Below are 24,710 nucleotides of genomic sequence, written 5' to 3'. Positions count from 1 at the left end.
TTTCTTTACAGCTTGATTAAATTCGATTTTTTTAGGAAATAGCAGATTTTAGACTTCTTTTTTGTTAAAAACAAGCCACCCAGCTACGATGGATATGACGATAGAACAACATGACACTGCTAATGACTGAGTATAATCTGTAAGGTGGATTTCTTTCGTAAGATAATTTGAGGAAGAAATCAAATAAGTCGGTACATATTCTGCTACTTTAGAGAACAACCCAGCACCATAACTCAGAATGACCGTTCCCCCACTAGCCAACAGAACCGCATAATTGGAAGAAAGAAAAGCTGAATAAAATAAAATCAATGAATAAAGCCAACAGCCAAAAAAATAATAAGTAAAACTGATAAATAAAGGATGGGAGATAATCGACTGGTCCCAATAATAAATCGTGTATGCTAGCGTAATACTATAACAGCACCAATAGCTGACACTCCAAAATAGTATACCCATGATCCATTTCGACAGAAATATCTTCCATCGCTTCATCCCTTTTGTCAGCAAGTTGATGATTGTTCCGTTTTGGTATTCGCTTGTCAATATCCCGCTGAATAAAAGAAGAAAGAAAATCAACAGCATCGGAATATTTTTATAAAATTGTGTCCATGAAGTCGTTGCATCAACTATGATTTTCTGAACAGAAATCCCTGACTCTGCCAGAGTTGTTGACATAGCTTGCACTAAATAAGGAGTCAATTTAGATAGCAATGGATTCATTATACCGAAAATCACTGTGAGCGCACTTAGCGTGATGATTTTTCCAGTACGCCAGTTTTCCTTTAGCTCCTTTTTGGCGAAGGCAATGAGTTGTCTCATGATTGAACGACCTCCAAAAAGAGTTTTTCTAGCGTAGGTTCTTCCATCTGGACTGATTGGACTGGCAATTGATATTTGGCTAGCAAATCCATAGCAAAAAGCATTTCTTCTTTACTTTTTTGTGGATAAGCTATACGCAATTCACTTCGGATCATCCCTCCAGGTAAAAGCTCTTCAAATTGTTCGCGCTCTTTTTTGGAAAAAAATACGATCTCAAACCCACTAGCATTTGTTTGCTTTTTCAATTCGTCCACTGATCCAGACAACACGATTTTTCCATTATCCAAAAAAGCAACTTTGTCACAGATACGCACCACATCAGATAAAATATGAGTTGAAAATAAAATCGTCGTTTGCTCTTTCACAGAGGATAAGATACCTAAGATTTCTTTTCGACCAACAGGATCAAGAGCAGAAGTTGGTTCATCGCAAATGAGTAATTTGGGCTCGTTCAACAAGGCTTGAGCAAGCCCTAAACGTTGTCGCATCCCTCTGGAAAATTTTTTGATCCGCTTCTTTTCATTCGACAGACCGACAAGTGACAACAGTTCATTGGTTTTTTCCTTTATCCGCTGTTTAGGCATTCCTGTGAGTTCGCCGCAAAAGATCAAATACTCGGAAGCGGTCATATAATCATAAAAAACCGGTACATCAGCTAAATAGCCGATTTCTTGATTGGTCGTTGTTTGTCCGTACTCTACTTCTTTTCCGTTCACTCGGATCGTTCCGCTGTCTTTTTTGATAAGACCTAAGATCAGTTTCATAGTTGTCGTTTTTCAGCACCGTTTTTACCGATGAAACCAAAAATCGTCTGTTCTTCTACAGAAAAAGATAAATCATCCAGCAATTTGTTTGTACCAAAAGACTTTGAGACTTTTTCAAGTGTCAAGATAGCCACTACGCATCCTCCTTGCCAAAAATCAAATAAAGGACAGGACCGATGAACTGCATACCAACAATAACAATAATCACCCATATCATTCGATTTCCATGTTTATATGCAGAATGTGTAAAGATATGATGAAGTACATAAATAAGTAATCCAAACTGTACAATGATTAAAGGAATTAAAAACGGAAGAAATTCTTTGATGCTCATATTACTCGCCCGCCAATCGTTTTTTTAGTTTTACAATTTTTGATTTCTCAATTTGTTGAAAAATCGGATTTTCTAATGCACTCAATGCCCCTTCCCTAATGATTTTCGTGTCTCTTATTTGCTGTACCCCAAGATCTGCTCCTTCAAATATCTCATTTATCTCATCAAAATACCTATCACCATGAAGGATCCTGCCTTCCTCGCTTAAAAGTATAAGTGTCAAATCCACAAACTGTTTTAAACACTTTATTACTTGTTCTTCTTTTTCATGTTTCGCATAAGCACAGGCTGCAGCGTAAGAAAATTGAGCACAACTGTTGGGATGGACCGCCGTCAGGTTGAATGCTTGGATCACAGCATCTATTCTATTGACAGTTTCTTCTATAACCGGTAATTGAATGATTTGGATCAATAGATAATGAGTGGCTGAAGATACGAGATTGATTAAATGAGAAAACATGCTGAATTGAGTATAGCTTACCGCTTTTTTTGTTTGACCAGCGGCTCGGTACGCTTGGATAAGTAAGGTGTCGCTTTGCTGGGCAAAACGATAAGGGTCCGCTTTTTCTTCGATTTCAGATAAAGCTTCTTCTGGTTTGCCTAACTGGAGCATGACCGCTACTTTTAACAAAGAAGCATTATTGCATAGAGATAATTCTGTTGATTCTTCAACGATTTTCGTACATAACGCTTCTGCTTCAGACAGAATTGCTTGTTGTTCCTCCAGATCCTTTGTTAGCATAAAATGATTCAACCACAAAACGACTACTTGTAGAAGAAAAGGATAACATGAGTAATATTGTTTGACCGCTTTTCTACAGTCCTCCATCACATATTCAAAGGGCTCTTCAGAAAAAGCGGTGGTCCACTGCTGATAAAAGTGTCTGATTTTCTCTTTCGTCAATTGAGGATGATAGCCGAGCAGTTCATCAACAGACACATCAAAAAAACTGGCTAATTTAGGCAATATGAGTACATCAGGCATACTTTGGCCTGTCTCCCATTTGGAAACAGAAGCTTTTGTCACACCTATGAATTCAGCTAGAGTTTCTTGAGTCACGCCTTTTTTCTTTCGTAAATTTGCTACATTTTTCGATAATGATAATTCTTCCATCTTATCCCTCCTTTTTCTTCATTATATAGACTTTCTAAGAGGGTTGGCAATGGAGACTAACGATACTTCGCGATCATTTGTCAACTAAAACGAAACTTTTGCCAGTAAGTGTTTTTGTTTGCTCCAATTACTTATTTTTTGTAAGATTATTATAGATAGTTTGAAGGAGGAAAAATCGTATGACAAAAAAAATTGGATTTTTTATTGGTAGTTTAAGAAAAGATTCTTACAACAAAAAAGTAGCAGAAGCTTTTGCGAAATTGCTTCCTGAAGGGTACGAAAGTGTATTTGTAAAATTCGATGATCTGCCATTTTACAATGAGGATCTTGAAACCCCAGAAAAAGCTCCTGCTGAATGGACTCGTTTTCGTGAGGAGGTGAGCGGATTAGACGGTGTCGTTTTCGTTACTCCTGAATACAACCGCTCTGTGCCAGCAGTATTGAAAAATGCTTTAGATGTAGGCTCAAGACCTTATGGACACAGTGTTTGGGATCATAAACCAGGTTTAGTCGTTACTGCATCACCAGGTGGGATTGGCGGCTTTGGCGCAAACCACCATCTACGCCAATCACTTGTCTTTTTGAATGTGCCAACCTTGCAACAACCGGAAGCATATATCGGAAACGTTGCGAATCTAATTGATGAAAACGGCAATATCGTTGAAGGAACATTAAGTTTCTTCCAAACGATTTTAGATGCGTATCTAGATTTTTCTAACAAATTAGCAGAATAAAATCAGAACAATAATAAAAAACATACTAAGATTAGAGGGGAACATCATTGACGAATGATGTTCTCCTCTATTTTCTATTTTTAGATTATAGTGAAGAATGAAAGAAAGTTCGAACAAAGCCTTGAGGACTACGAGTCCCTATCAAAAACCGAACTTCTTTACTGTCATTTTAGAATCAGGTTTACGTATGTTGGGGCCATGAGCCCGTGTATAGGAAATTGGAATCGAAATGAAGCAGTAAAGTTCTTTCAAAACTTAAAAAGGAGGAAAACAAATGCCTTACATTCTTGCATTAGATGTTTCAATGGGACACAGCTACAGTGTCCTATACAAAGACGACACCTGCTTATTTGAAGACGAGATCGAACACACTCAAAGAGGATTTCATGCATTACTCGAAGAGATCCAGCACTTGCCTGAACGTCCATTGATTGTTTTTGAAGCAACGGGGATTTATTCCAGACCAGTCGAAAAGTTCTTTCAAGATCATCACTTTTCTTACTGTTTGTTAAACCCGTTAGAAGCGAAAAAGCAGATGGAAGAAAACACCTTACGCAGTTGGAAAACAGATAAATCGGATGCCCATCGGCTCGCACAGACTCATCTTAAAAATCAACGTCAGCCAAAAGAAGTACAAAGCAATTTTTACTTAGAGATGCGCGATTTAGCCCGTTTTTATCAAGAAATTGAGAAGAAAATCACTCGTCTGCGCATGGATTTACACAACTGCCTTCAGTTGACTTTTCCAGAGCTTGAACAGTTCTTTTCAAACAGGCTGACCCCTTACGCATTGACATTGATCCGTCTTTTTCCCCATCCAGATTTTGTATTGGCATCTACTCGGACAAAAATAAAAAATAAACTGATCAACGAAACACGGAAAAAAATCTCCGCGAATCGTGCCGAGCAAAAGGCAGATCAAATCATCCACTATGCACAGTGTGCCTATCCAGCTGTTGAAAAAGACAGTATCCACTGTCAAAAAACGATCTATTACGCCGAACTTCTCCAAGATTTACTCGAACAAAAAGAAGCACTGGCGACACAAATGATCAAAAAAGCCGAAGGCTCTCCTTGCTTTTTGTTGTACCAAACATTCCCTGGGATTGGCGCACTCACAGCCGCTTTATTGCTCGGTGAATTAGGAGATATCACACGATTTAAAACCCATAAACAATTGAATGCCTTTGTCGGAATTGACATCCGACGGTATCATTCAGGTAAGTATACTGGCCAAGACCGCATCAATAAGCGTGGTAATCCCAAAGCACGGAAAATTATTTTCTTCACCATTCGAAATATGATTCGCCAGCAACGCGCAGCTCCTAATCATATTGTCGATTATTACTACAAATTAAAAAAGCAACCTATCCCTAAGAAAGATAAGGTTGCCACAGTTGCTTGTATGAACAAGCTTCTGAAATGTATGCACGCTATGGTTAGGGCACATACAGAGTACGACTATGCGTACGCGGTCTCAGTGGACCATTAACTAAACCACTTACAGTATACCACTTCTTTGCCCAGATCGAAAATTTTTTACGAACGGGGCTTTATTTGGTGTGCCTTGATTTTGTCGCTTTCGTTTATGAGCTATTTTTCTTACACCTTTTACTTGACTAATCGTAGGAAAAGGCTGGGACAGAAGCGTTTAACTCCAAGAATAAGAAGGAATTCACGAAAATTGCTTTTCAAATTTTTGTGAATTTCAGCTTATTTCCGAAGGAGTTGCTTCTGCTTCCGCCGTTTATATGTGTTTAGAGCGTGAGACAAAAGTAAAGAACACTTTTGTCTCACGCTTCTTTTGTTTTATTTGCTTCTACTTTCGTACATAATGTAATTCGATAAATTCACCGAATCGTGTCGTATCTAGCAATTCAAAACGTGCTTCATAGGTTCCTTTTTGGAATAAAGGGATTCCGTCCCCTAATAATACAGAGGCAATCTGGATATACCATTCATCAATCATTTGATGTTCTACTAACGGTTTGATCAATCGACCGCCACCCACGACCCAGATATCTTTTCCTTCTGTCATTTGTAGATTTTTTAGAAAAGCAACAGGCTCTTCGTGTACGACCTCAGCATCTGGTAATTGTAATTGTGCATTGGTTGAAAAAACGAAATTCTTTTTCTCTGGATAAATTGCTTCGGTTTCTAAATATTTTTTTGCTTCTTGATAAGTTTTCCTGCCCATGATGGTCGTATCGATTGTTTCATAAAAATCTTCATAAGTGGTTTGCTCACCTGTCGGAGTGTCAAAAAGCCATTGAAGGTCATCCGTTTTCGTTGCCAAATAACCATCTAAACTTACAGCGCCATAAAATATGATTTTTCGCATGCTTTATTCGCCCTTTCTTTATTTTCTGCCGATACGTACGACCTCTTCTTTGCGGAAACAACTGTCAAGGTGATCATTGATGATCCCGACTGCTTCTAAAAAAGCATAGATTGTCGTACTGCCAATAAATTTAAATCCTCTTTTCTTTAGATCTTTTGCTAATTCATCTGAAAGAGGACTTATTGTCGGGACTTCTTCTTGTGAATGATAAGAAGAATCAACGATTTTTCCATTAGAAAACGACCAAAGATACTCAGAAAAACTGCCGAATTCTTCTTGAATCTTCAAGACTGCTTTAGCGTTTTGGACAGCTGATTCGATTTTTCTGCGATTCCGAATAATTCCTTTGTTTTCCATTAGTTCGCTCATTTTTGTTTCTCCATAATTTGCGACTTTTTGGATATCGAATTGATCATATGCTTCATCGAATGCGTCACTTTTATTTAAAATCGTCTGCCAGCTCAATCCTGCCTGATTGATGTCTAGCATCAATTTTCGGAACAGCTTTTGGTCATCATATTCAGGAACACCCCAGACAGTATCATGATATTGCCGCATACTTTCTGTTTGTTCACTCCACGGACATCTCATTTGTACCACCTCTTCGTTTAGAGTAATTGTATCAGTAAAGAATAAAAATTGCTGATAGAAAAGCTCCGGCAGTAGACATTTTCAGTCTGTACCGAAGCTGTTTTTTCATCTTATTTCCGTTTTTTCTTTTTCTTCTTATTTTTCTTGATCATTCGATTCATCGCCATTTTGCCTAGTTTTCCTTTGACGCCTGAACCAAACATTTGGTCCATACCTGGGATGTTCATATCCCCTTTGGACATTTGTTGCATCATTTTTCTTGATTCCTTGAATTGCTTGATCATTCGGTTTACTTCAACCACACTGTTTCCAGAACCGGCAGCAATTCGGCGACGACGGCTTGGATTCAACAGATCAGGATTCGCCCTTTCTGCTGGCGTCATAGAATAAACCATCGCTTTTTTGCGTTCAACGTCTTTTGGATCTACCTTGACGTTTTCGATTCCAGGGACTTGATTCATTCCGGGGATCATTTTGATTAGATCTTCCAGTGGGCCCATCCCCATCACTTGATCGAGTTGCTCAATAAAGTCATTGAAATCAAATGAGTTTTCCCGCATCTTCTGTGCAAGTTCTTCCGCTTTTTTCTCATCATAGTCTTGCTGCGCTTTTTCGATCAGTGTCAGCATATCCCCCATACCAAGGATACGGCTAGCCATACGATCTGGGTGGAATACTTCTAAGTCAGTCAGTTTTTCACCAGAACCGATGAATTTGATTGGTGCGCCTGTCACTGAGCGGATCGATAAGGCTGCCCCGCCTCGAGTATCCCCATCAAGTTTAGTGATGACGACTCCAGTAATCCCTAATTGCTGATTGAAGCTGTCAGCTACATTGACGGCATCTTGACCAGTCATGGCATCAACAACTAGCAAGATCTCATTTGGTTGAGTCAATTCTTTGATTTGTTTCAACTCATCCATCAATGTTTCATCGATGTGCAGACGTCCTGCCGTATCGATCAATACATAGTCGTTTTTCTTTTCTCTTGCTAACTCCATCCCTTGACGAACGATTTCTACTGGGCTGACTTCTGTTCCCATGTCAAATACAGGAACATCTAGCTGTTGACCTAATACTTTCAATTGGTCGATCGCTGCTGGTCGATATACGTCCCCTGCGATTAGGAGCGGACGAGCATTTTCATTTTTCTTTAAATAATTCGCTAATTTACCGGTAAAAGTTGTTTTACCTGCCCCTTGTAGACCAGCCATCATGATAACAGTTGGTATTTTTGGTGATTTATTTAGCTCTGCTGTTTCAGAACCAAGTGTGATCGTTAATTCTTCATCAACGATTTTTACGATTTGTTGTGCAGGTGATAAACTTTCCAGCACTTCTGCCCCTACCGCACGTTCGCGTACGCGTTTAGTAAAGTCTTTGACTACTTGCAAGTTAACATCGGCTTCTAGTAAGGCAAGGCGGATTTCCCGCATCATTTCTTTTACGTCAGCTTCTGATACTTTCCCTTTTTTTCTTAGTTTTCCCATCGCCTGCTGGAGACGTTCAGTTAAGCTTTCAAATGCCATATTTTCTTCATTCCTTTTATTTATTCTTCGATTGCTTGAATTTGCTGTACATATTCAAGCAGTTTTTTATCTTCCGGATACTTATCTGTAATATATGCGGTCATCTTTTCCAATATCTGTTCTCGGACAATATAATCAGAGAAGAGATGGAGTTTTTTTTCATAATCCTCCAAGATCTTGCTTGTCCGCTTGATATTGTCATATACTGCTTGTCGACTTACTTCGTATTCTTCCGCGATCTCACCTAATGAAAAATCATCTGCATAATATAACTCCATGTAGTTCATTTGTTTTTCTGTCAATAAGGTCGAATAAAATTCAAAGAGCGCGTTCATTCGATTGGTCTTTTCGATTTCCATTCTGCTCACCTCTAGTTTTCAGCCATTCTTCATCAGAGAGCACAGTCATTTTTTGCTGAATAAAATAAGCAGTGGCCACTCCGGCGCCATTTTTTGTTATTCCGGAAAAGCTTCCATCATAAATCGAATGGGTCCCGCATGAAGGGCTTTTTTCCTTCATAATGACTAGATCAATGTGTTTTTCCTGCAATTTTTGATATGCTTTGATCGCGCCGTTTTTATACGCTTCCGTTACATCTTCGCCGCTTGTCGTCCATACTTTTGCTTGATCTTTCCACACATCGAACCCATTTCCACCAATGATTTCAGCAGGATCTCTAGGGATTGGCAATCCACCGATTACTTCTGGACAGACCATGACAGCTTCGCCAGTTTCAACTAGTTCCATCAATTCTGGTACTTCTTTTTTCTGTCCATCATAGCGACAGGCTAGACCGCCTAAACATGCACTGATTCCAATCATTGACTGCTCTTCCTTTCTATTCAGCAAAGTGCCTTCCTATTATACCATTTATTTCTTTTGTAAAATAGCCCCTTGTACTGATTCTATGCTAAAATATAAACAGAATGAAACCTATTTAAAGGAGATTTGAATGAAAAAAATACTAGTTGTTGATGATGAACCTTCTATTGTGACGCTCTTGACGTTCAATTTGGAAAAAGAAGGCTATAAGGTAACCAGTGCCGCAGATGGAGGCGAAGGATTAGAATTAGCATTAGAACAATCATTTGATTTCATCATTTTAGATGTGATGCTTCCAACAATGGATGGCATGGAGATCACTCAGCGGCTGCGTCAAGAAAAAAATGAAACACCGATTTTGATGCTGACGGCTAAAGATGATCAAGTGGATCGGATCATTGGTCTGGAGATAGGTGCTGACGACTATTTGACCAAACCATTTAGTCCACGTGAAGTATTAGCCCGTATGAAAGCCATATTCAGACGGATCGAACCTCGTAAGCAATCAAAAGATGAAGCTGAACCTGAATATCTATCGATTGGACAAATCACTGCTGATTTGACCAATTATCAAGTCACCGTAGACGATCATCTGATTGAACTCACACCGAAAGAATTTGAATTACTCGTTTATTTCATGAAACGAAAAGACCGTGTGATCGATCGCGACACATTGCTAGACCGCATTTGGAATTTTGACTTCGCAGGACAAAGCCGAATCGTAGATGTGCACGTTAGTCATTTGCGAGAAAAAATCGAGCGAGATCCAAAACATCCAAAGTACTTGGTGACTGTTAGAGGATTTGGCTATAAGTTTCAGGAACCAAAACGATGAAATGGAAAAAAGTTTATGAACGTCTCTTCTTTCTTATTCTTTTGATTAGTTTATTTTTTGGTGGTTGGCAATTGATCTCCCATTATTTCCAACAACAGATCGTCGAACAGCAAGAAAGCTACCTGACAAAAAAAGCACAACTACTGATCCGGCAATTAGATGTCGAAAACCTCCAAGCGGCGCAAAACAAAACTGCTTTGGAAGAATTCGTCCATCAGTCGAACGAACGGATCACTTTAATGGATGCTACTGGAAAAATCTTATTTGACACAAACAATGAAACATTGAATGAACAGCGAAGTTCTCGTCCAGAAATAAAAGCTGTATTGAATGGTGGGAACCTAGGTAGCGCTTTGCGCAAAAGTACTACTTTGAATGAGGATCTTTTATACGTCGCATTACCAGTCAAAAAAGGAGGCCAGTTAGAAGCCATTTTACGTATCGCAGAACCGACAAGCGGATTTTTACCGAGAACGGAAAGTTTTCGCCGTTGGGTCTTTTTCTTCTTTCTGTCTTTCTTCCTTGTTCTTGCAGGAATGATCTATTACCTGATCTACCAAAAAAATCAGCCTTTGAAAACTGTCCTGCCTGTTCTTAGAAAAATGGTACAAAATCCAAACCAAGCAGAAGTAATCATGCAGACACCTGACCAATGGGAGGAATTGTATCAGACGATCAATGCGCTGAGCGAACAAATGAGTAAGATGTATCGAGCGTATACTACAACAGAAGAACAATTGTACACATTATTAAACGAACTGATGATAGGCGTATTCCTGATTGATGATGCTGATTCTCGTTTACTACTGCTTAATCCAAAGATGCAGTTGCATTTAAATGTGACCAGCTATGAACCTGAACAACGGTACACAGAAGTCATCCAAGAGCCAAAACTCATTCAGCTGATTCACCAAGTGACTCCTGAGCATCCGCTGATCCATCAGGAGATCACCATCACTGAAGGACGACAGACATTAGACTTGAGTTTGCGCTACTTTACTAATTCAGAAGGTACCGGACAGATTCTAGGGGTGGCGTATGACTTAACGAAAGTGCGACGTTTAGAAAAGCTACAAAAGGATTTCGTTGGCAACGTCTCTCACGAATTAAAAACTCCTGTGACTTCATTGATTGGTTTTACCGAGACTTTATTGGATGGTGCAAAATATGACCCGCAAACTCTGACTTCTTTTCTTGAGATCATGCAAAAAGATGCGATTCGGTTAGATAAATTGATTCGGGAAATCATCCAGCTGTCAAAAGACGGTGAGAATTCTTACGAAATCCAGACGATTTATACAGAACCTTATTTCCACCAAATCGTTCAAAATTATCAGCCAATCATCGAAAAGAAACGGTTGACGATTCGATTGATTGGAAAGAACGAACCATTTACTACTAAAACAGATATCCTTTATCCAATCCTCAAAAACCTGATTGAAAATGCTGTCCAATATTCAAAAAACGACAGCGAGATCATTATCCGTTATCAGGCAACAGATGAATTATCGTTTTCTGTCCAAGACTTTGGTATAGGTATCGACATTGAGGATCAGGAACGGATCTTTGAGCGTTTTTACCGTGTAGACAAGGCGCGAAGCCGGCATTCAGGTGGGACCGGACTAGGGTTAGCGATTGTAAAAGACTACGTGCAACTCCTTCATGGGACGATTACTGTAGACAGTCATCTTGGAACAGGCTCGACTTTCACCGTTACCATTCCGAAAAGCAATTAAATAAGGCCTGCTTGCAGCAATGTTTAGATGTCTAACGATCATCTACTACGCTGAAAAGCAGGCTTTTTATTAGCTAAAAACGCTGAGCCACATGTTATAAATCTTTGTCATGATGTGTAGCTGTCTTTTCTGACATCTTTACAATCAGCTCCTGGTTCATTTTCTGATAAGCATCTATAGCATAATCAGCAAAACTTTGTGTTTTTTGATTCAAATAATCCGTTAATTTTTCGGGATGATTTACTATTAATTCTCTTGCTTGTTGGTCTGTACTTGCTAACTCTTTCGATAGATGGTCTCGAACTTTTTGGCGAGTTGGTAAAGTAATATTTTTCTTGAAATCACTATAGTATGGCTTCGTCAAGATGTTCGTCAACCGATATGTCCAGTAAGCAGAAATATCATCTGGCATATCTGTTCCTTTTTGATAAGCTTCGGGTGTCTCGCTTATATTGCTATAAAATGGTATATAATTGCTTGTATCAGGAATCCCCAACGCTAACCAATGGATACCACTGATTTCTTCTGGTACATTGTTTCTTATCTGTAGAATATGAGATTCCATCGTATTCGGCACAGAGATTGGACGATACTTATCTGGCTTTGTCCCTTCGATGGTATCATATTCAGTACCATTAAAGTGTAATGTCATGATATAAGCTGTTTCTGCAATTGAAATAGGTTTATCTGGTTTGATGAACATCTCAAATGAACGGTCTGTTATTTTTTGTTTCTTTGAAGGTGTCAGTTTTCTCTGTGCATCCCATATCCTAGGAAGATTGTATTTTTCATCCTTTGACTTATCTGCAAATATGTCTCTTAAAGAAATATCCCGTTTCGTATTTATCAGTTGATTCTTTTCTAAAAAAGATTCTAAATCTGCTGAACAAAGATAAGAATCTTTGTCCTTCAAATCAAATGAATCAATTGACAACATATTAGGAATAACTGCATAACAGTCATCTGGAACTTTGACAGCTGCCCACTGATGACCACTAAGTATCTCCATATACCAGATTTCATTTTTATCAGAGAAAATCACACCATTTGTCTCCGCAGCTCCTTGCTTAGCAACGATTTTTCCTAATCGTTCTACTCCTGCTCTTGCTGAATCAATATAAGGAAGGGTCACTGTCAACATAGAGTCTTCTGCGATACCATGCGCAGTATATGGATCTTTTTTCAATATCTCTTCCTTTGTCGTAGCTGATTCAGTAGCGCTCATTGCAACGTTCTTGCTATTGATACCATCTTCTTCAAATAATCCTTCTGACGTATCCCATTCTGGGGTCGCTGTGTACTTCAGCTGTTCTTTCGGAAGATCAAGGGTAAATCCATTCCCTTTTGATACAAAATGTGAAGGATTCGTATTTTCTTTTCTGACAACAAAGTGTTTGGACCAAGCCGTGTTCAGATCTTCATTTCTAGCAATCATCGTTGATCCATCTACTGAAGCATTTTTTCCTACTAAAATCGTCGTACAAGCATCAATGGAAACGGATAAGAAAATCCCATACAGTACACCTAAAAATAAACTAAATTGAAGCAATCTTCTATTTTTCATTTGAAGCATCCCTCCCAATTTTATAAAAACGCTTTCAAAATGATTATAGGACACCTGAAGTAAAGATTTAATTGGTTTTCTATAAGTTCTAGATAAAAATTTGCTTTGTTTTTTATACAGAAAGAAGCTTAGAAAATACAATTTTTTGGTTAATGTATTTTTTAAGCTTCTTTTATCTTATTAGTCATTTATTTCTTTTGAATAATCGAAGGAACCGAGGCAATTTATTTATTATCTCCGGCTCTTTTTCATTTTTACGTTCAAACAAATATTCTACCAATGTAGTCAAATGCCTAAAAATCGAATCTGCCGAGAAAAATAGAATGCTCAACAACAAAAGCGATACAGCTGAGATACCGGTGATTGAAAAAAGTTTATGCAAAAAAACCACCGAAAAAAAGATACCGCTAGCACAGAAAAGAATGATCTGACTTCTGAATTTATTCAGCGGTGAACAGATTTTATAGAGAACGAGAAATCCTACTGCAATCAAAAGCATAGTAGATGCTGTAGAAACATCTGTTTTATTTAGATTCAAAGTCACCCCGCAGATCACCAACGCACCGACTACGATCATATCTGTCAGTCCACCTGGCACAGCCTTTTCCATCACATTCATGATGAATTTCCCTTTGATTCGCTTTTTGTTTTCTTCTAGAGCAAGCAAGAAAGATGGGAGTCCGATCGTAAACAAACTAATCAATGTGATCTGTGATGGTTCTAAAGGATAGGTCAAAGCAAAGATGACTGAAAACAGCGAAAGCAAAAAGGAAAAAATATTCTTCACTAAAAACAAGCTGGCTGATCGCTCAATATTGTTCACGACGCGCCGTCCTTCTGCAACAACTTCCGGCATGCGTGAAAAGTCAGAATCAAGCAAGACCACTTGTGAGGCCTGCATGGCGGCTTCATTGCCAGAAGCCATCGCTATACTGCAGTCTGCTTCTTTCATGGCTAGAATGTCATTCACGCCATCACCTGTCATAGCTACTGTATTGTTACGCTTTAGCAATTGAACGAAGATTTTCTTTTGTTCTGGCTTGACGCGTCCAAAAACTGTATATTTTTCGACAGCTGCTTCATATTCTTCTTCTGATAATTTAGACGCATCAATGTACTGATCAGCATGTGAAATCCCTGCTTGGACAGCTACATTAGATACGGTGAGCGGATTATCTCCAGAAATCACTTTGATGGCTACTTGCTGTTTTTTGAAGTAATCGAATGTGGCTCTTGCTTCTTTTCTGATAGGATTAGCGATCAGGATATAGCCTAATGGTGTGACTGCCTCCGTCAATACTGGTTCTTCAAGAATCCCATCGTACACACCAAAGACCAACACGCGATAGCCTTTTTCAGCAAAAGAAACAAACTCTTCCGCATATTCCGGCAACTGATCTCGCAAAACCATTTCGGGTGCTCCTAAAACATACACCTTGTCTTCCAACGCTACACTGCTGAATTTTTGGACAGAAGAAAAAGGAATGACCTGGTGATAGGATTGATCAGTGGTTTTTGTAAAGTATTCTTTGACGGCTTCCATTGTTGCATTGTCTCCTGCCATCGCTTTTGCATAGTCAGCAATGCGCTCTTCCAGTTGATCTGATTGGCTGATTATTTCTTGTTTTTTAGAGACAATCACTTTTTGGACAGACATTTTGTTTTCTGTGATCGTTCCTGTTTTATCTACACAAAGGACATTTACTCTTGCCAATGTCTCAATGCTTTTCATATTGTGTAAAAGAACTCTTTGCTTTGCTAGTTTAGTCGCACTTAATGCTAATGCGATCGTCGTTAGCAAGTACAGTCCTTCAGGTATCATACCGATCAATGCTGCTTCCATTGCGACGACACTTTCTTTCATCGTGTTTCCATTAAAAAAGTAACTTTGAGAAAAAAGCAGAATACCGATAGGAATAATGATGATCCCAATCCATTTGATCAATTGATTAAGAGAAGCAATCATCTCCGACTGTTCTCCTTCTCCCATTGTCTTGGCTTTGACTGTCAATTGGGAAATATACGAATCCGCTCCGACTTTGTCTAATCGGGCGTAAGCTTTTCCGGAAACAACGAAACTGCCGGACATCAATGGATCACCTATTTCTTTGGTTATCTCATCTGCTTCACCTGTTAATAAAGCCTCGTTGACTTGCAGTTTTCCTTCCACGACCTCTGCATCTGCTGGAATCTGATGTCCAGTCTCTAGAATAACAATGTCATCTAATACAAGGTTTTCTATAGCTACTGTTTGCTCTATCCCCTCTCTTATGACATTGACTTTTGCTGTATTCAATACATTCAATTCATCCAAGATTTTTTTGGATCGAATTTCCTGAAAGACAGCGATTCCTGTATTGGCTATGATAACTGGTAAAAAGGTCAAGTTTTTATAAGATTCTACTAGGCAAAGCAAAATGGCTAAGATAAGAAAGATCAAATTGAAATACGTAAAAATATTTTCCAATATAATTTGTTGGTTTGTTTTGAATGTGGGATCGACTGAATCGTTTGCTGCACCTTTTTCTATTCGTTCCTTGACTTGTTCTGCTGTCAATCCTTCTTTGTACGAGGGAAAAAGACGGATAACTTTGTCAGATGATTTTTGTGTTCTTTTCTTTTTTTTACTTCGATTTGTCCATTTATTCTTCATGTGGCTACCTCGATCAATTTCGTTTTCTGGATATTTACAAACTTCTCCTATCCAGTATAGAACAGATATGAAAAGTGTTCCTCTTATTAAGCTTGCATACACCTTTCATTCCTGTCATATAGCAAAAAAAGAGAGACGACAGTTCTATGTCGTCGCTCTTTTTCTCAATTATAGGAAAAATCTATATGCGGGGAAACATAGTTGATTTTTCCTTGATAGTCACGATAACTGTAGCATATTTATCTGCTAGTTATTTGATATTTCCTTCGTGGTCACGTTCTACTTTCATCATTGTGATTGGTAAATAGCCCAATTCTTTGACAGGTCCTTCTTGGATTTCTTCTGTCATCATGTAGTCTAAGAATTTTTGGACTTCAGGGGAAGGTTTTCCGTTCGTGTACATATGTTCATAGGACCAGATTTTCCAGCTGTTATCTGCTACATTCTCTTCTTTTGGTTCTACACCGTCGATACTTAGTGCTTGTGTGGAATCATCGAGATATGAGAAGGCTAAATAGCTGATTGCTCCTGGTGTTTGACTTACAAGCTGCCGAACAGTTCCTGATGAGTCTTGTTCTTGGGACTGTATAGGTGTGGCACCATCTAATCCCCATTTTTCAAATGTCGCACGGGTACCGCTGCCGTTTGCACGATTCACAACGTTGATCTTTTGATCTTTCCCGCCAACTTCATTCCAATTAGTGATTTTTCCTGTAAAGATATCAATCAATTCCTGTTTTGTGATATCTTTGACACCTGTATCTTTGTTGACGATGGGTGCCATCCCAACTACTGCTACTTTATGATCCACTAGTTTAGAGGCATCGATCCCGTCTCTTTCTTCTGCAAATACATCAGAGTTTCCGATAGTAACTGCTCCAGCTTCGACTTGGCTCAAACCAGTTCCGCTTCCTCCTCCTTGTACAGAGATTTGATAATTCGGATTTTCTTGTACAAAGCTTTCTTGCGCTGCATCGACCAAAGGCTGCAATGCTGTCGAACCTACCGCAACGATTTTTACTTGTTCATTTGAGTCACTTGAATTATTTTGTGTGGCAGAGCCATCTGTATTTCCTGATCCTGAGCCGCATCCGGCTAAAAGAATTCCCATCATACCTAGAGTAAACAATACTTTTTTCATTTTATTGCTCCTTTCTTATTTACAACTAAAGTTTATCAGTCGACTGTAAATCCCTCGTATGGTTGCTGTAAAAATATAGTTAAGTTATGTAAAAATCATGTAAACGTTTTTTAGAATCATTACACGATAATAAAAAAGCATATGAGAAACAGGCGTTTTCCGCCGCTCATATGCTTGTTACCGATGATCCACCATCAACGGTTATTTTTTATAGATACAGATCGTTCACTTTTTATCCGGATCTCTGTCCAGAAGTAAAAGAATGTCGCAAGAATAAATGAGACAATGACTAAATAGAAACACGGTTTAATGGTCAAGAAATACATGGAGGGATATGCTGAATCCTTCAGTCCGCTCTCGCTCAAACCATTAGGACCGATGATCATGCGAGGCAACAAGGAAAACATAGATGTGAATATGAGTAAACAAGAAAAATAAAGCAGCTGCCAATTATAATGATTGATCAGAGATTTTGGCAGTAATAGACCTACACTTATCACTAAGTAAAAAACAGTCAAAGCTGGAAAATTTCTAGAAACCACAAATCCACTTCCTTGGATCAGCCCTAATATCTCGGCCCCTTGCACAACAGCATTTACCCATGTAAAAGGTAGCAAAACGATAGGAAAAAACCAAAAAAATAAATAAAGCCGATCGATTACTGCTTTTCTTCTCATCAATGTTCCCCCAAACCAATTTTTCTTTCATCATACTATACAATTTTCTATCTAAAAAAATTAGGGGGAAAAACTTTTTTTTTAGAGATAATGGCATGAGAGTTTATTCATTTAATCTAGAAATAATGAAAAAGTAATTGATTATTATATGATTCAATTTACAATAAAACTAACAAAATAATAACACTTGTTAGGTGGTGACAAAATATGATAAAAACGTGTTGGAAGAATCTTCCATTGCTTTTATCTTTTGTTCCTTATGTGCATTTCGCTTTACTGCTTGATTTCCATTATCATTCCGTAAGCGGATTCATCACGTTGATATTTTTATCTCTTTTTGCTGGGTATTATTTCCAAAAAAGCAGGCGTATTTTATCTTTATTTATCGCCAATATTATATCTACTGTCACTTCCTATTTGTTTTGCGTCAATTTTGCTGAATGGCGGTACTTTTATCATCCTTTAAAACCGACCCAACTGATTTTGATTCTAGCTGGCATTTACTTAATTCCACAAATCCTTGGATCGTTATGGGCGGTAGCCTTATCTTATAAAAAAGCACGGCATCCCTAAAAAAACAAACCCTATATGTACAAAGAGAAGCTGTTTTTCTTCTTTTTGTACATATAGGGTTTTCTTATAATTCATGTAGAAAAATTTTTTTGATAATGATCTTATCCATCAATTGGGACTGACTGTTTTGCTCCCCTATGATTTCAGCGATGATGGTCCGATTTTGCGGTTTTCTTCTTAGCTGGTAATTGATTTTCCCGGTTTTCATCAATTCGCTGAGCATATCCACGACCCCGCCAAATCCGGTTTTTTTCGTAATAAAACCAAGTGCGACCATTCGTTCATCTAGATTTTTTGCTGTAATCGTCACACCCGTAATAAGCGAGTGCTGTAATGTTTGAGCCAACTCTTCCATCCCTTCAGCATTGGATACGACGGAAGCTGTTTTATTGACAGATTCTTCATGTATTTCTTTTTCCTTTGGTTCTTTCAGTTCCTCTTTCACTGTTTGACGAAGGACATCTAGTTCTTGCAAGAGCGTTTCGTATTGTTCTTGGGTCAGCATCACACCAGCTACTTTTTCCCGATTAAATATATATACGCCAGTTCCCGCGTCTCGCGCTTGAGCAAATACATCCATCGGCGATCGTTTCACTTCTGTGATCGAAGATGTGGGAACTTCTAATTTCTTTAATTCCAATGGATTTCCTCCTTTACTAATCGCTTTTTATTATAGCATAGACTGACTTGTTTTGATCTGTTTTCCAAAGGTTTTATCAGTTTTTCCCTAACCAGTAATTGATATCCGTAAGTAGTCTTTCAATACCAAATGAAGGATGGTACAGATACGTTTTTTGATCTTCATTATGGTCTAATGGAAAAAAATGATCCGTAATCACTAGATCTGCATAACGAGGTGGCTTATTTCGAGTGCAAACATGGATCGAGATCCGTTTTCGATGTCTTAGGGTTTTGTTCAGTACCCCGGCAAGTCTTCTTGCTTCCTGATGTTCATAACGAAAAAAAAGACGATTTTCACTTCAGGAGGATGGACATCTAAATACCCCCGTTCTTGGAGTGTCTTAAGTAAAAGCATTCCCCATTCAACTGCGGGGTGTGCAAGTGCTTGTTGGATTGCTAGACGAAATTGATAGAGTTTATCTTTGGAATTAGGAAACTTTTCTAATGTTTCCTGATAATAACGAACTTCTTCTTCCACCAGTCGGTCATGGATACCAATCACATAACGAAGCCATTCTTGGTAAAGTACTTTTGTCAGTTTTGACTTATTTCCACTTTCAAACTCACTATTCAGCCAAAACAGCGAGTCAAGCTTTTCAGTTACGATCGTCAATTTCCGATAGTCTTGTGTCTCTTCTATCCGTTCCCACCGTTTTTCAGTAATCTGATTACAGCTCAAGCGCAAAATCGCTAGATAATTTTTTTCTTTTATTGGCAAAATCTGCTCTTCTCTAAAAAGCAATTCTGGAAACAACTCAAAGAAAAGGGTTCGACTGTCTCCTAAAATCTCGATTTCTGCCGGATCCTTTCGTTGCTTCAATAATTGGATGAATGTCTCTGAAAAGGATTGCTCTCCTTCGTCTGCAAAAAAATGGGGGAAATCTTTCAAGAAACAAAATAGCAGGTACCGTATTTTTCTTTCTGAACCAAAGATCCGCGCTTTTTTATAAGAAAATGAAAGGTGATACTCACCAAACCATTTTCTCAACCGCTCTTGTGTCGAACGATCATACTCCTGTTCATAAGGTTCATTCAACAGCAGATTTTTCAGTAGACAAAAAGGTGGTGATTGGATCAGAAAAACAAAAAGGAGGTAAGGTTCGCTATATCCTTGATCATAAACTAACTGAACGGTTTTCTTATGAAGAATCAGTTGGATTGGACAGTCGCTTTCTGCCAAACGTTTTAGATGCCGATCAACTGTTTTGACATCGATTTTCAGTTCTTCAGCTAAATCCGTTTTTCGCCAGATCAGATCTTTCATTAGGTTGATTAGTGAAAATAAATTCTGTGCATTTTTTGATAATAGTTTTTGCCATCTCATTGATCATCTCTCACCTAGTTTCTAAACATATTGTTTGATCAGAAAGGGCTCTTTTCTAAAAAGATAAAAAGTCCCTTTCTATTTACTTAATTACGCAAATTTCTCTCATTATTTTTTATTTTACTTAATTTAATTGTATTCTCATTTTAAAACGAATGTACTTTAAAAAAACATAATAAAATCACTTTGCTTGTAGGATGTATCCCCTTCCATTACAATTAAAATAAATAGTGATTTCATGAGAAGGTGATGTGAAAATGGAAGCTAAAATCGAAGAATCCAAACAAAAAATCGATCAGTTGATACAAGAATTAGAAAAAGCGGTCATCGGTAAACGTTCCACTATCCAATTGATGATTGTTGCCCTGCTAGCAGGTGGTCATGTCTTGTTCGAAGATATTCCCGGTGTAGGTAAAACATTACTAGTCAAAGCACTAGCAAAGGCTGTGCAAGGAACCTTTAGCAGAGTCCAATGCACACCCGATCTTCTTCCTAGTGATATTTTAGGCTTTTCTGTCTATAACTCACAATCAAAAGAGTTTGAATTTCGTCCGGGGCCAATCTTTACAACGATCTTGTTAGCAGATGAAATCAATCGTACGACTCCTCGCACTCAGTCAGCACTTTTAGAAGCAATGGCAGAGAATCATGCAACGATCGACAACAATACATACCCCCTAGACAATCATTTTTTTGTCTTAGCTACACAAAATCCAATCGAGTATGAAGGAACATATCCTTTGCCGGAAGCACAGCTCGATCGTTTTTTATTCCGACTACAAATTGGTTATCCTTCTTTTGACGACGAACTTCTGCTACTTTTGGATAAATTTGAAAAAGTGTTGAATAATTTGAAGGTCGTCTTGAACAGTCAAGAAATAGAAGAAATAAAAACAAGTGTGGCGAATGTCTTTGTCAGTCCAGAAGTGGCATCTTATGCCTTGCAGTTAGTATCCGCAACAAGAACCCACTCTGCTATCCAGCTTGGCATCAGTCCACGAGGAAGCCTTGCCTTTATTCAGGCAGCAAAAGCCTATGCGTTGATCCATGGGAGAAATTATGTCACGCCCAAAGATTTGCAGGAGTTAGTTCCTTTCGTTTTTTCTCACCGCTTGATTTTTTACGATCGTTCATTGAAGGAAGACGAAAAGACACAAATGATCCATACCCTTGTTGCACAAATCCCAATTCCCGTGAGGTAGATAATGGAAAAAGCCAAAGATTATTTCATTAATTTTGTGTTATTTCTGATATATTTCGTCATTGTCTTTTTTGCTCTTGTATTCAACAATTCTTTAGGGTGGTTCTTATTGGCCTTTTTTACTCTTTATGTATCATGGAGTGTGTTTTCATTAAGCACCTTTCTAAAGAAACTTTCTGTTACTTGCACAGTCCAGCCAGTCGTTTATCGTAAAAAAAGTATACAGGTTATTTTTTCTATAGCCAAAAAGAGAGCTTTTTCTTTCCCTCTCCCTCGTTTACAGATCGTCTTTCCAGAGATCTTTACAGAAAAAAACAAGAAATATTGATCCTTACAAATAAACCGCAAGAAGTCCAAGTACTTTGGCAACCAAAAGAGAGAGGGTTCCATGAAGCATTAACCGTCATTTTTACAGCCTATGATAGTCTAGGACTTTTTAGAAAAAGGACAAGAAGAGAGCTTTCTTTTCCTGTGACTGTTCTTCCAGCTTTTCATAAGACTCAAGCAGAAACATTGCAGAGAGTTCTGGAAAAAAAACAACAGCTGAACGCGTATCAAAAAGGTCTTGATTTTCGAGAACATCGCTCTTATCGCCCCGGCGATTCTTTTAACCGAATCGATTGGAAATTGTCTGCTCATAGTCAAGAGTGGTTATACCGCGAATACGAGTATCAAGAAGAAGAATATTCTCCGCTTCTTTGCTTTTGGGGTTCACCTAGCTTGAAATTTGACCATCTGCTAGATTTGTATTTTTCTTTATGGCATCTGAGAAAAGAAAAGCAGCCGGAACTTCTGATATTAGGCGACCGTATCTTTCATGGCAAAGATCCTGGATATACCTATTTTGCTTCTTTGAACGCTGGAGATGAGAAAACTTTTTTGGCACACTTGAAAAAACAGGCAAAAAAACAAATCGTCCTCTTTATTCCTGCGCATTCTCCTGAAGTCTCAGAAGCTGTCGAAACATTGTCGAAAGATCGGACGGTCTATCTTGTTTATTTCGCAGAAAAACAAATCATGATCCAAGAAAAAGACAAGGTATGTTCATTGCCAGGAGGTGAATGGATTGACGATTAAATGGGAAAAATACCTGCGCGGCGTTTACTCCTTTATGATACTAAGTGTAGGTGCTCCGATATTTGTAGCAGCTAATCAATTGCAAAACAGCTCCCCTCTTATCCTAACTATTGGTATCCTATGTCTTATTGTCTGCTGTATTTCTAAAAAATGGGTACGATTGCTACTTTCTTTGCCAGTAATGATTGGCTGTTTGTTTGCCTATTTTCCTTCAAAGACATTTTCTTTATTATGGGTCGTACAGTTTTTTTCGTCAGTTACAGAGGAATTCTTCCATCTATCCCAAGGTAAACTTCATTATTTACCAGAAAAGACAGCTTTTTTTCTCATATTGTTGTTGATCTATTTATTTATTACTTTGACCGTGGATTACGACTATTGGTATGCACCCTTTCTTGCGTTGATGGCTTACTTCATGATGCTTACCGTTTTTCGGGAAAAAGAACTATTGTACGAAATGATTGCGGTAGTAGCTGTTTTATGCGTATATTTGGCAGCAAGGCAATTTTTCGCCATCCGATTGTTGTCGGGAAACGCTCGATTCCAGTCGTTTACTACGATCCTGCTTATTTGTTTGTTCACTTTCAGCGCCATCTTGCCTTTATATCTCCCAAAAGTACACCAATCTCTTGAGGAAACGAGTGAACCGATCCGAGAATATCTTAATGATGAAGGGCTTTATGATACACTCCATGAGTACCAATTAACCGGAAGTGCCAGAACGGGTTTCAGTGAAAATGATGAACAACTTGGTGGTCCATTGTATGATAATGGTGAAGTTGTTTTTACAGCGAACCAGAAAGTAAACGGCTATTGGAAGATAGAAAATAAGAATCATTACACCGGTTCTGGATGGGTAGAAGATCCGGATGCACCCATCCAACCAATCCAAGAATTTCCTGTTGATATCACAAGCTACCAAACAGTTATGGAAGAAAAAGAAAACATTACATTGACGCTAAAAAACCAAGCTTTCTTACCTTATCCTTATGGAAATACTACCTTGACTGATTTTTCATTAGCCAGTGGACAAACGCTTTACTATTTGCCTGAAAGCCAACGATTCATCCCTGTCCCGAATGAATCGACGCGATTGGCGTCCTTACAAACAGAAAGATTAGCTTTTACGAGAGAAGAATTAAAAAGCAGTCAGTTAGCGGCCGATGATTTAGAAAATCAACAGACAAATCTTCAGTTGCCGAAAGGGTTGCCTCAACGGATTGAGGACTTGGCGATCGAATTGACCAAAAATGAAGCAACTTTAATTCGTAAAGTCGAAGCTGTCGAACAGTATTTGAAAACAAGCGGGAGTTTTCGCTATTCCAAAACGGATACCGGACATACGCCTAAAGAACGCGATTATGTAGATTATTTCCTCTTCGATTCAAAAGTCGGCTATTGTGACAACTTTTCAACTTCTATGGTCGTCCTTCTTCGCACACTAGGCATCCCTGCTCGGTGGACAAAAGGTTTTACGGATGGGATTAGAACAGGTACAGATGAGCAAGGAAATGAGGAATACAGCATTCTCAATAGTCATGCTCATTCTTGGCCAGAGGTGTACTTTCCTGGGTTTGGCTGGCTTCCATTTGAACCAACCCCTTCATTTGCCAATCCAACTGTTTCACAACCAGCCGCTGAAACAACAGAAACCGTCCAATCTGCTGAAGAACAACCAAAAGAAAGCGAAAATATAGCAGAAACTATTACCAGTGAGAGACCTGCGACTATTTCGTCAGATAACACGACGCTCACACCGTCTTATAAAATCGTCTTATTCAGCCTTGGGGTGTGTTTATCCGTCTTGTTGTTCTTTCTATTGTTATTTAGAAAATCTCTGCGCTGGACAAGTTATCTTATCTATCTTCATTTTTTTGCTTCTACTAATGCGGTTGCGTATCAAAAACTTCTCCACCATTTGGAAACACTGGTACCGCGCACCCTCGCAGAATCTTTGCAGGCATACAGCCAACGAATAGAACAAACATTCAATCTAGATCAACGTTTCATTCGATTAACTGCTCAATATGAAGCTGAAATATATGGGCGACAAGCAAATCCGGTAAAATTCGATAAAAAAACCTATTTAGAACTAACGCATATAATAAGAAAAATGGTATACAAAAAGGTTATGACAAAAGGGAGCAGCTTCAAAAAATAAGATAAAATTCCTGGAGAATCTACTTCTGGAATGCCGAGA

General features: G+C 38.5%; 21 protein-coding genes and 2 pseudogenes. 8 read left to right on the top strand and 15 right to left on the bottom strand.

The window, feature by feature from the left end; translation table 11 throughout:
* Window positions 1-48: 48 nt before the first annotated feature.
* The 4 genes and pseudogenes from QK255_RS04445 to QK255_RS04430 all read right to left on the bottom strand — a co-directional run bounded on the left by QK255_RS04445 (window position 49) and on the right by QK255_RS04430 (window position 3,031).
* On the bottom strand, window positions 49-819 hold the full coding sequence (locus tag QK255_RS04445; RefSeq protein ID WP_283341593.1) for a DUF2705 family protein: 771 nt from the start codon (window positions 817-819) through the stop codon (window positions 49-51).
* Window positions 816-1,717, bottom strand: a pseudogene (locus QK255_RS04440) (ABC transporter ATP-binding protein). The gene QK255_RS04445 and the pseudogene QK255_RS04440 overlap by 4 nt, the downstream one beginning before the upstream one ends.
* Window positions 1,717-1,917 carry a PLDc N-terminal domain-containing protein gene (locus QK255_RS04435; protein ID WP_002290267.1) on the bottom strand — a complete coding sequence of 67 codons (201 nt, stop codon included), beginning with the start codon at window positions 1,915-1,917 and terminating at the stop codon, window positions 1,717-1,719. The pseudogene QK255_RS04440 and the gene QK255_RS04435 overlap by 1 nt, the downstream one beginning before the upstream one ends.
* Before the next feature lies 1 nt (window position 1,918).
* On the bottom strand, window positions 1,919-3,031 hold the full coding sequence (locus QK255_RS04430) for a helix-turn-helix domain-containing protein (protein WP_002290265.1): 1,113 nt from the start codon (window positions 3,029-3,031) through the stop codon (window positions 1,919-1,921).
* Window positions 3,032-3,210: 179 nt separating this feature from the next.
* On the opposite strand from QK255_RS04430, the gene QK255_RS04425 reads away from it, so the two are divergent.
* Window positions 3,211-3,765, top strand: a complete 555-nt coding sequence (locus QK255_RS04425; protein ID WP_002290264.1) for an NADPH-dependent FMN reductase — start codon at window positions 3,211-3,213, stop codon at window positions 3,763-3,765.
* Window positions 3,766-4,039: 274 nt separating this feature from the next.
* A complete protein-coding gene (locus tag QK255_RS04420) occupies window positions 4,040-5,257 on the top strand; it encodes an IS110 family RNA-guided transposase (RefSeq protein WP_002329618.1) in 1,218 nt (405 codons plus the stop codon).
* A gap of 327 nt (window positions 5,258-5,584) precedes the next feature.
* Here the strand turns inward: QK255_RS04420 and QK255_RS04415 are convergent, their stop codons facing one another.
* The 5 genes from QK255_RS04415 to QK255_RS04395 all read right to left on the bottom strand — a co-directional run bounded on the left by QK255_RS04415 (window position 5,585) and on the right by QK255_RS04395 (window position 9,048).
* Complete coding sequence (locus QK255_RS04415) at window positions 5,585-6,106, bottom strand: dihydrofolate reductase family protein (RefSeq protein WP_283341592.1); 522 nt, start codon at window positions 6,104-6,106, stop codon at window positions 5,585-5,587.
* An 18-nt stretch (window positions 6,107-6,124) separates the two neighbouring features.
* Window positions 6,125-6,697, bottom strand: a complete 573-nt coding sequence (locus QK255_RS04410) for a DNA-3-methyladenine glycosylase I (RefSeq protein ID WP_002291600.1) — start codon at window positions 6,695-6,697, stop codon at window positions 6,125-6,127.
* Between the two features lie 110 nt (window positions 6,698-6,807).
* Complete coding sequence (gene ffh / locus QK255_RS04405; protein ID WP_002291602.1) at window positions 6,808-8,226, bottom strand: signal recognition particle protein; 1,419 nt, start codon at window positions 8,224-8,226, stop codon at window positions 6,808-6,810.
* A gap of 20 nt (window positions 8,227-8,246) precedes the next feature.
* Window positions 8,247-8,585, bottom strand: a complete 339-nt coding sequence (locus QK255_RS04400; RefSeq protein ID WP_002291603.1) for a putative DNA-binding protein — start codon at window positions 8,583-8,585, stop codon at window positions 8,247-8,249.
* Complete coding sequence (locus QK255_RS04395) at window positions 8,545-9,048, bottom strand: 2-thiouracil desulfurase family protein (RefSeq protein WP_002291604.1); 504 nt, start codon at window positions 9,046-9,048, stop codon at window positions 8,545-8,547. The genes QK255_RS04400 and QK255_RS04395 overlap by 41 nt, the downstream gene beginning before the upstream one ends.
* A 130-nt stretch (window positions 9,049-9,178) precedes the next feature.
* Between QK255_RS04395 and QK255_RS04390 the strand changes: the two genes are divergently transcribed.
* Together QK255_RS04390 and QK255_RS04385 are read left to right on the top strand one after the other, a co-directional pair.
* Entirely contained in the window at window positions 9,179-9,883 is a 705-nt protein-coding gene (locus QK255_RS04390) for a response regulator transcription factor (RefSeq protein ID WP_002291606.1), read from the top strand.
* The gene (locus tag QK255_RS04385) at window positions 9,880-11,619 is read left to right on the top strand and encodes a sensor histidine kinase (protein ID WP_002291608.1); all 1,740 of its coding nucleotides are present in this window, start codon (window positions 9,880-9,882) and stop codon (window positions 11,617-11,619) included. Before QK255_RS04390 ends, QK255_RS04385 begins: the two co-directional genes overlap by 4 nt.
* A 94-nt stretch (window positions 11,620-11,713) precedes the next feature.
* Here the strand turns inward: QK255_RS04385 and QK255_RS04380 are convergent, their stop codons facing one another.
* The 4 genes from QK255_RS04380 to QK255_RS04365 form a co-directional block, all read right to left on the bottom strand.
* The gene (locus tag QK255_RS04380; RefSeq protein ID WP_002291610.1) at window positions 11,714-13,183 is read right to left on the bottom strand and encodes a C69 family dipeptidase; all 1,470 of its coding nucleotides are present in this window, start codon (window positions 13,181-13,183) and stop codon (window positions 11,714-11,716) included.
* 184 nt (window positions 13,184-13,367) lie between these two features.
* A complete protein-coding gene (locus QK255_RS04375) occupies window positions 13,368-15,836 on the bottom strand; it encodes a cation-translocating P-type ATPase (protein WP_002291612.1) in 2,469 nt (822 codons plus the stop codon).
* A 250-nt stretch (window positions 15,837-16,086) separates the two neighbouring features.
* Entirely contained in the window at window positions 16,087-16,977 is an 891-nt protein-coding gene (locus QK255_RS04370) for a phosphate ABC transporter substrate-binding protein PstS family protein (RefSeq protein WP_002291614.1), read from the bottom strand.
* Window positions 16,978-17,171: 194 nt separating this feature from the next.
* The gene (locus tag QK255_RS04365) at window positions 17,172-17,654 is read right to left on the bottom strand and encodes a hypothetical protein (RefSeq protein WP_002291615.1); all 483 of its coding nucleotides are present in this window, start codon (window positions 17,652-17,654) and stop codon (window positions 17,172-17,174) included.
* Between the two features lie 207 nt (window positions 17,655-17,861).
* On the opposite strand from QK255_RS04365, the gene QK255_RS04360 reads away from it, so the two are divergent.
* Entirely contained in the window at window positions 17,862-18,227 is a 366-nt protein-coding gene (locus QK255_RS04360) for a hypothetical protein (protein WP_002291616.1), read from the top strand.
* Between the two features lie 64 nt (window positions 18,228-18,291).
* On the opposite strand, the gene QK255_RS04355 is transcribed toward QK255_RS04360, so the two are convergent.
* Both QK255_RS04355 and QK255_RS04350 read right to left on the bottom strand, forming a co-directional pair.
* Window positions 18,292-18,867, bottom strand: coding sequence for a hypothetical protein (locus QK255_RS04355; RefSeq protein ID WP_002291618.1), 576 nt, complete (start codon window positions 18,865-18,867; stop codon window positions 18,292-18,294).
* A gap of 276 nt (window positions 18,868-19,143) precedes the next feature.
* On the bottom strand, window positions 19,144-20,232 hold the full coding sequence (locus tag QK255_RS04350; RefSeq protein ID WP_283341591.1) for a hypothetical protein: 1,089 nt from the start codon (window positions 20,230-20,232) through the stop codon (window positions 19,144-19,146).
* 257 nt (window positions 20,233-20,489) lie between these two features.
* Here QK255_RS04350 and QK255_RS04345 point away from each other — a divergent pair, with 257 nt between their 5' ends.
* The 3 genes and pseudogenes from QK255_RS04345 (at window position 20,490) to QK255_RS04335 (ending at window position 24,671) form a co-directional block, all read left to right on the top strand.
* Window positions 20,490-21,434, top strand: coding sequence for an AAA family ATPase (locus tag QK255_RS04345; RefSeq protein WP_002291623.1), 945 nt, complete (start codon window positions 20,490-20,492; stop codon window positions 21,432-21,434).
* Window positions 21,435-21,437: 3 nt separating this feature from the next.
* Window positions 21,438-22,510: pseudogene (locus tag QK255_RS04340) on the top strand (DUF58 domain-containing protein).
* Window positions 22,500-24,671 (top strand): DUF4129 domain-containing transglutaminase family protein, encoded by a 2,172-nt coding sequence (locus tag QK255_RS04335; protein WP_002291628.1) that lies wholly within the window; start codon window positions 22,500-22,502, stop codon window positions 24,669-24,671. Before QK255_RS04340 ends, QK255_RS04335 begins: the two are co-directional and overlap by 11 nt.
* Window positions 24,672-24,710 lie beyond the last annotated feature (39 nt).

The organism is Enterococcus sp. ZQ21 (assembly GCF_030053755.1).
Lineage (GTDB): Bacteria > Bacillota > Bacilli > Lactobacillales > Enterococcaceae > Enterococcus_B > Enterococcus_B lactis.
Note: the sequence above shows the minus strand (reverse complement) of the source record. Positions and strands in the feature narration are given on the sequence as shown.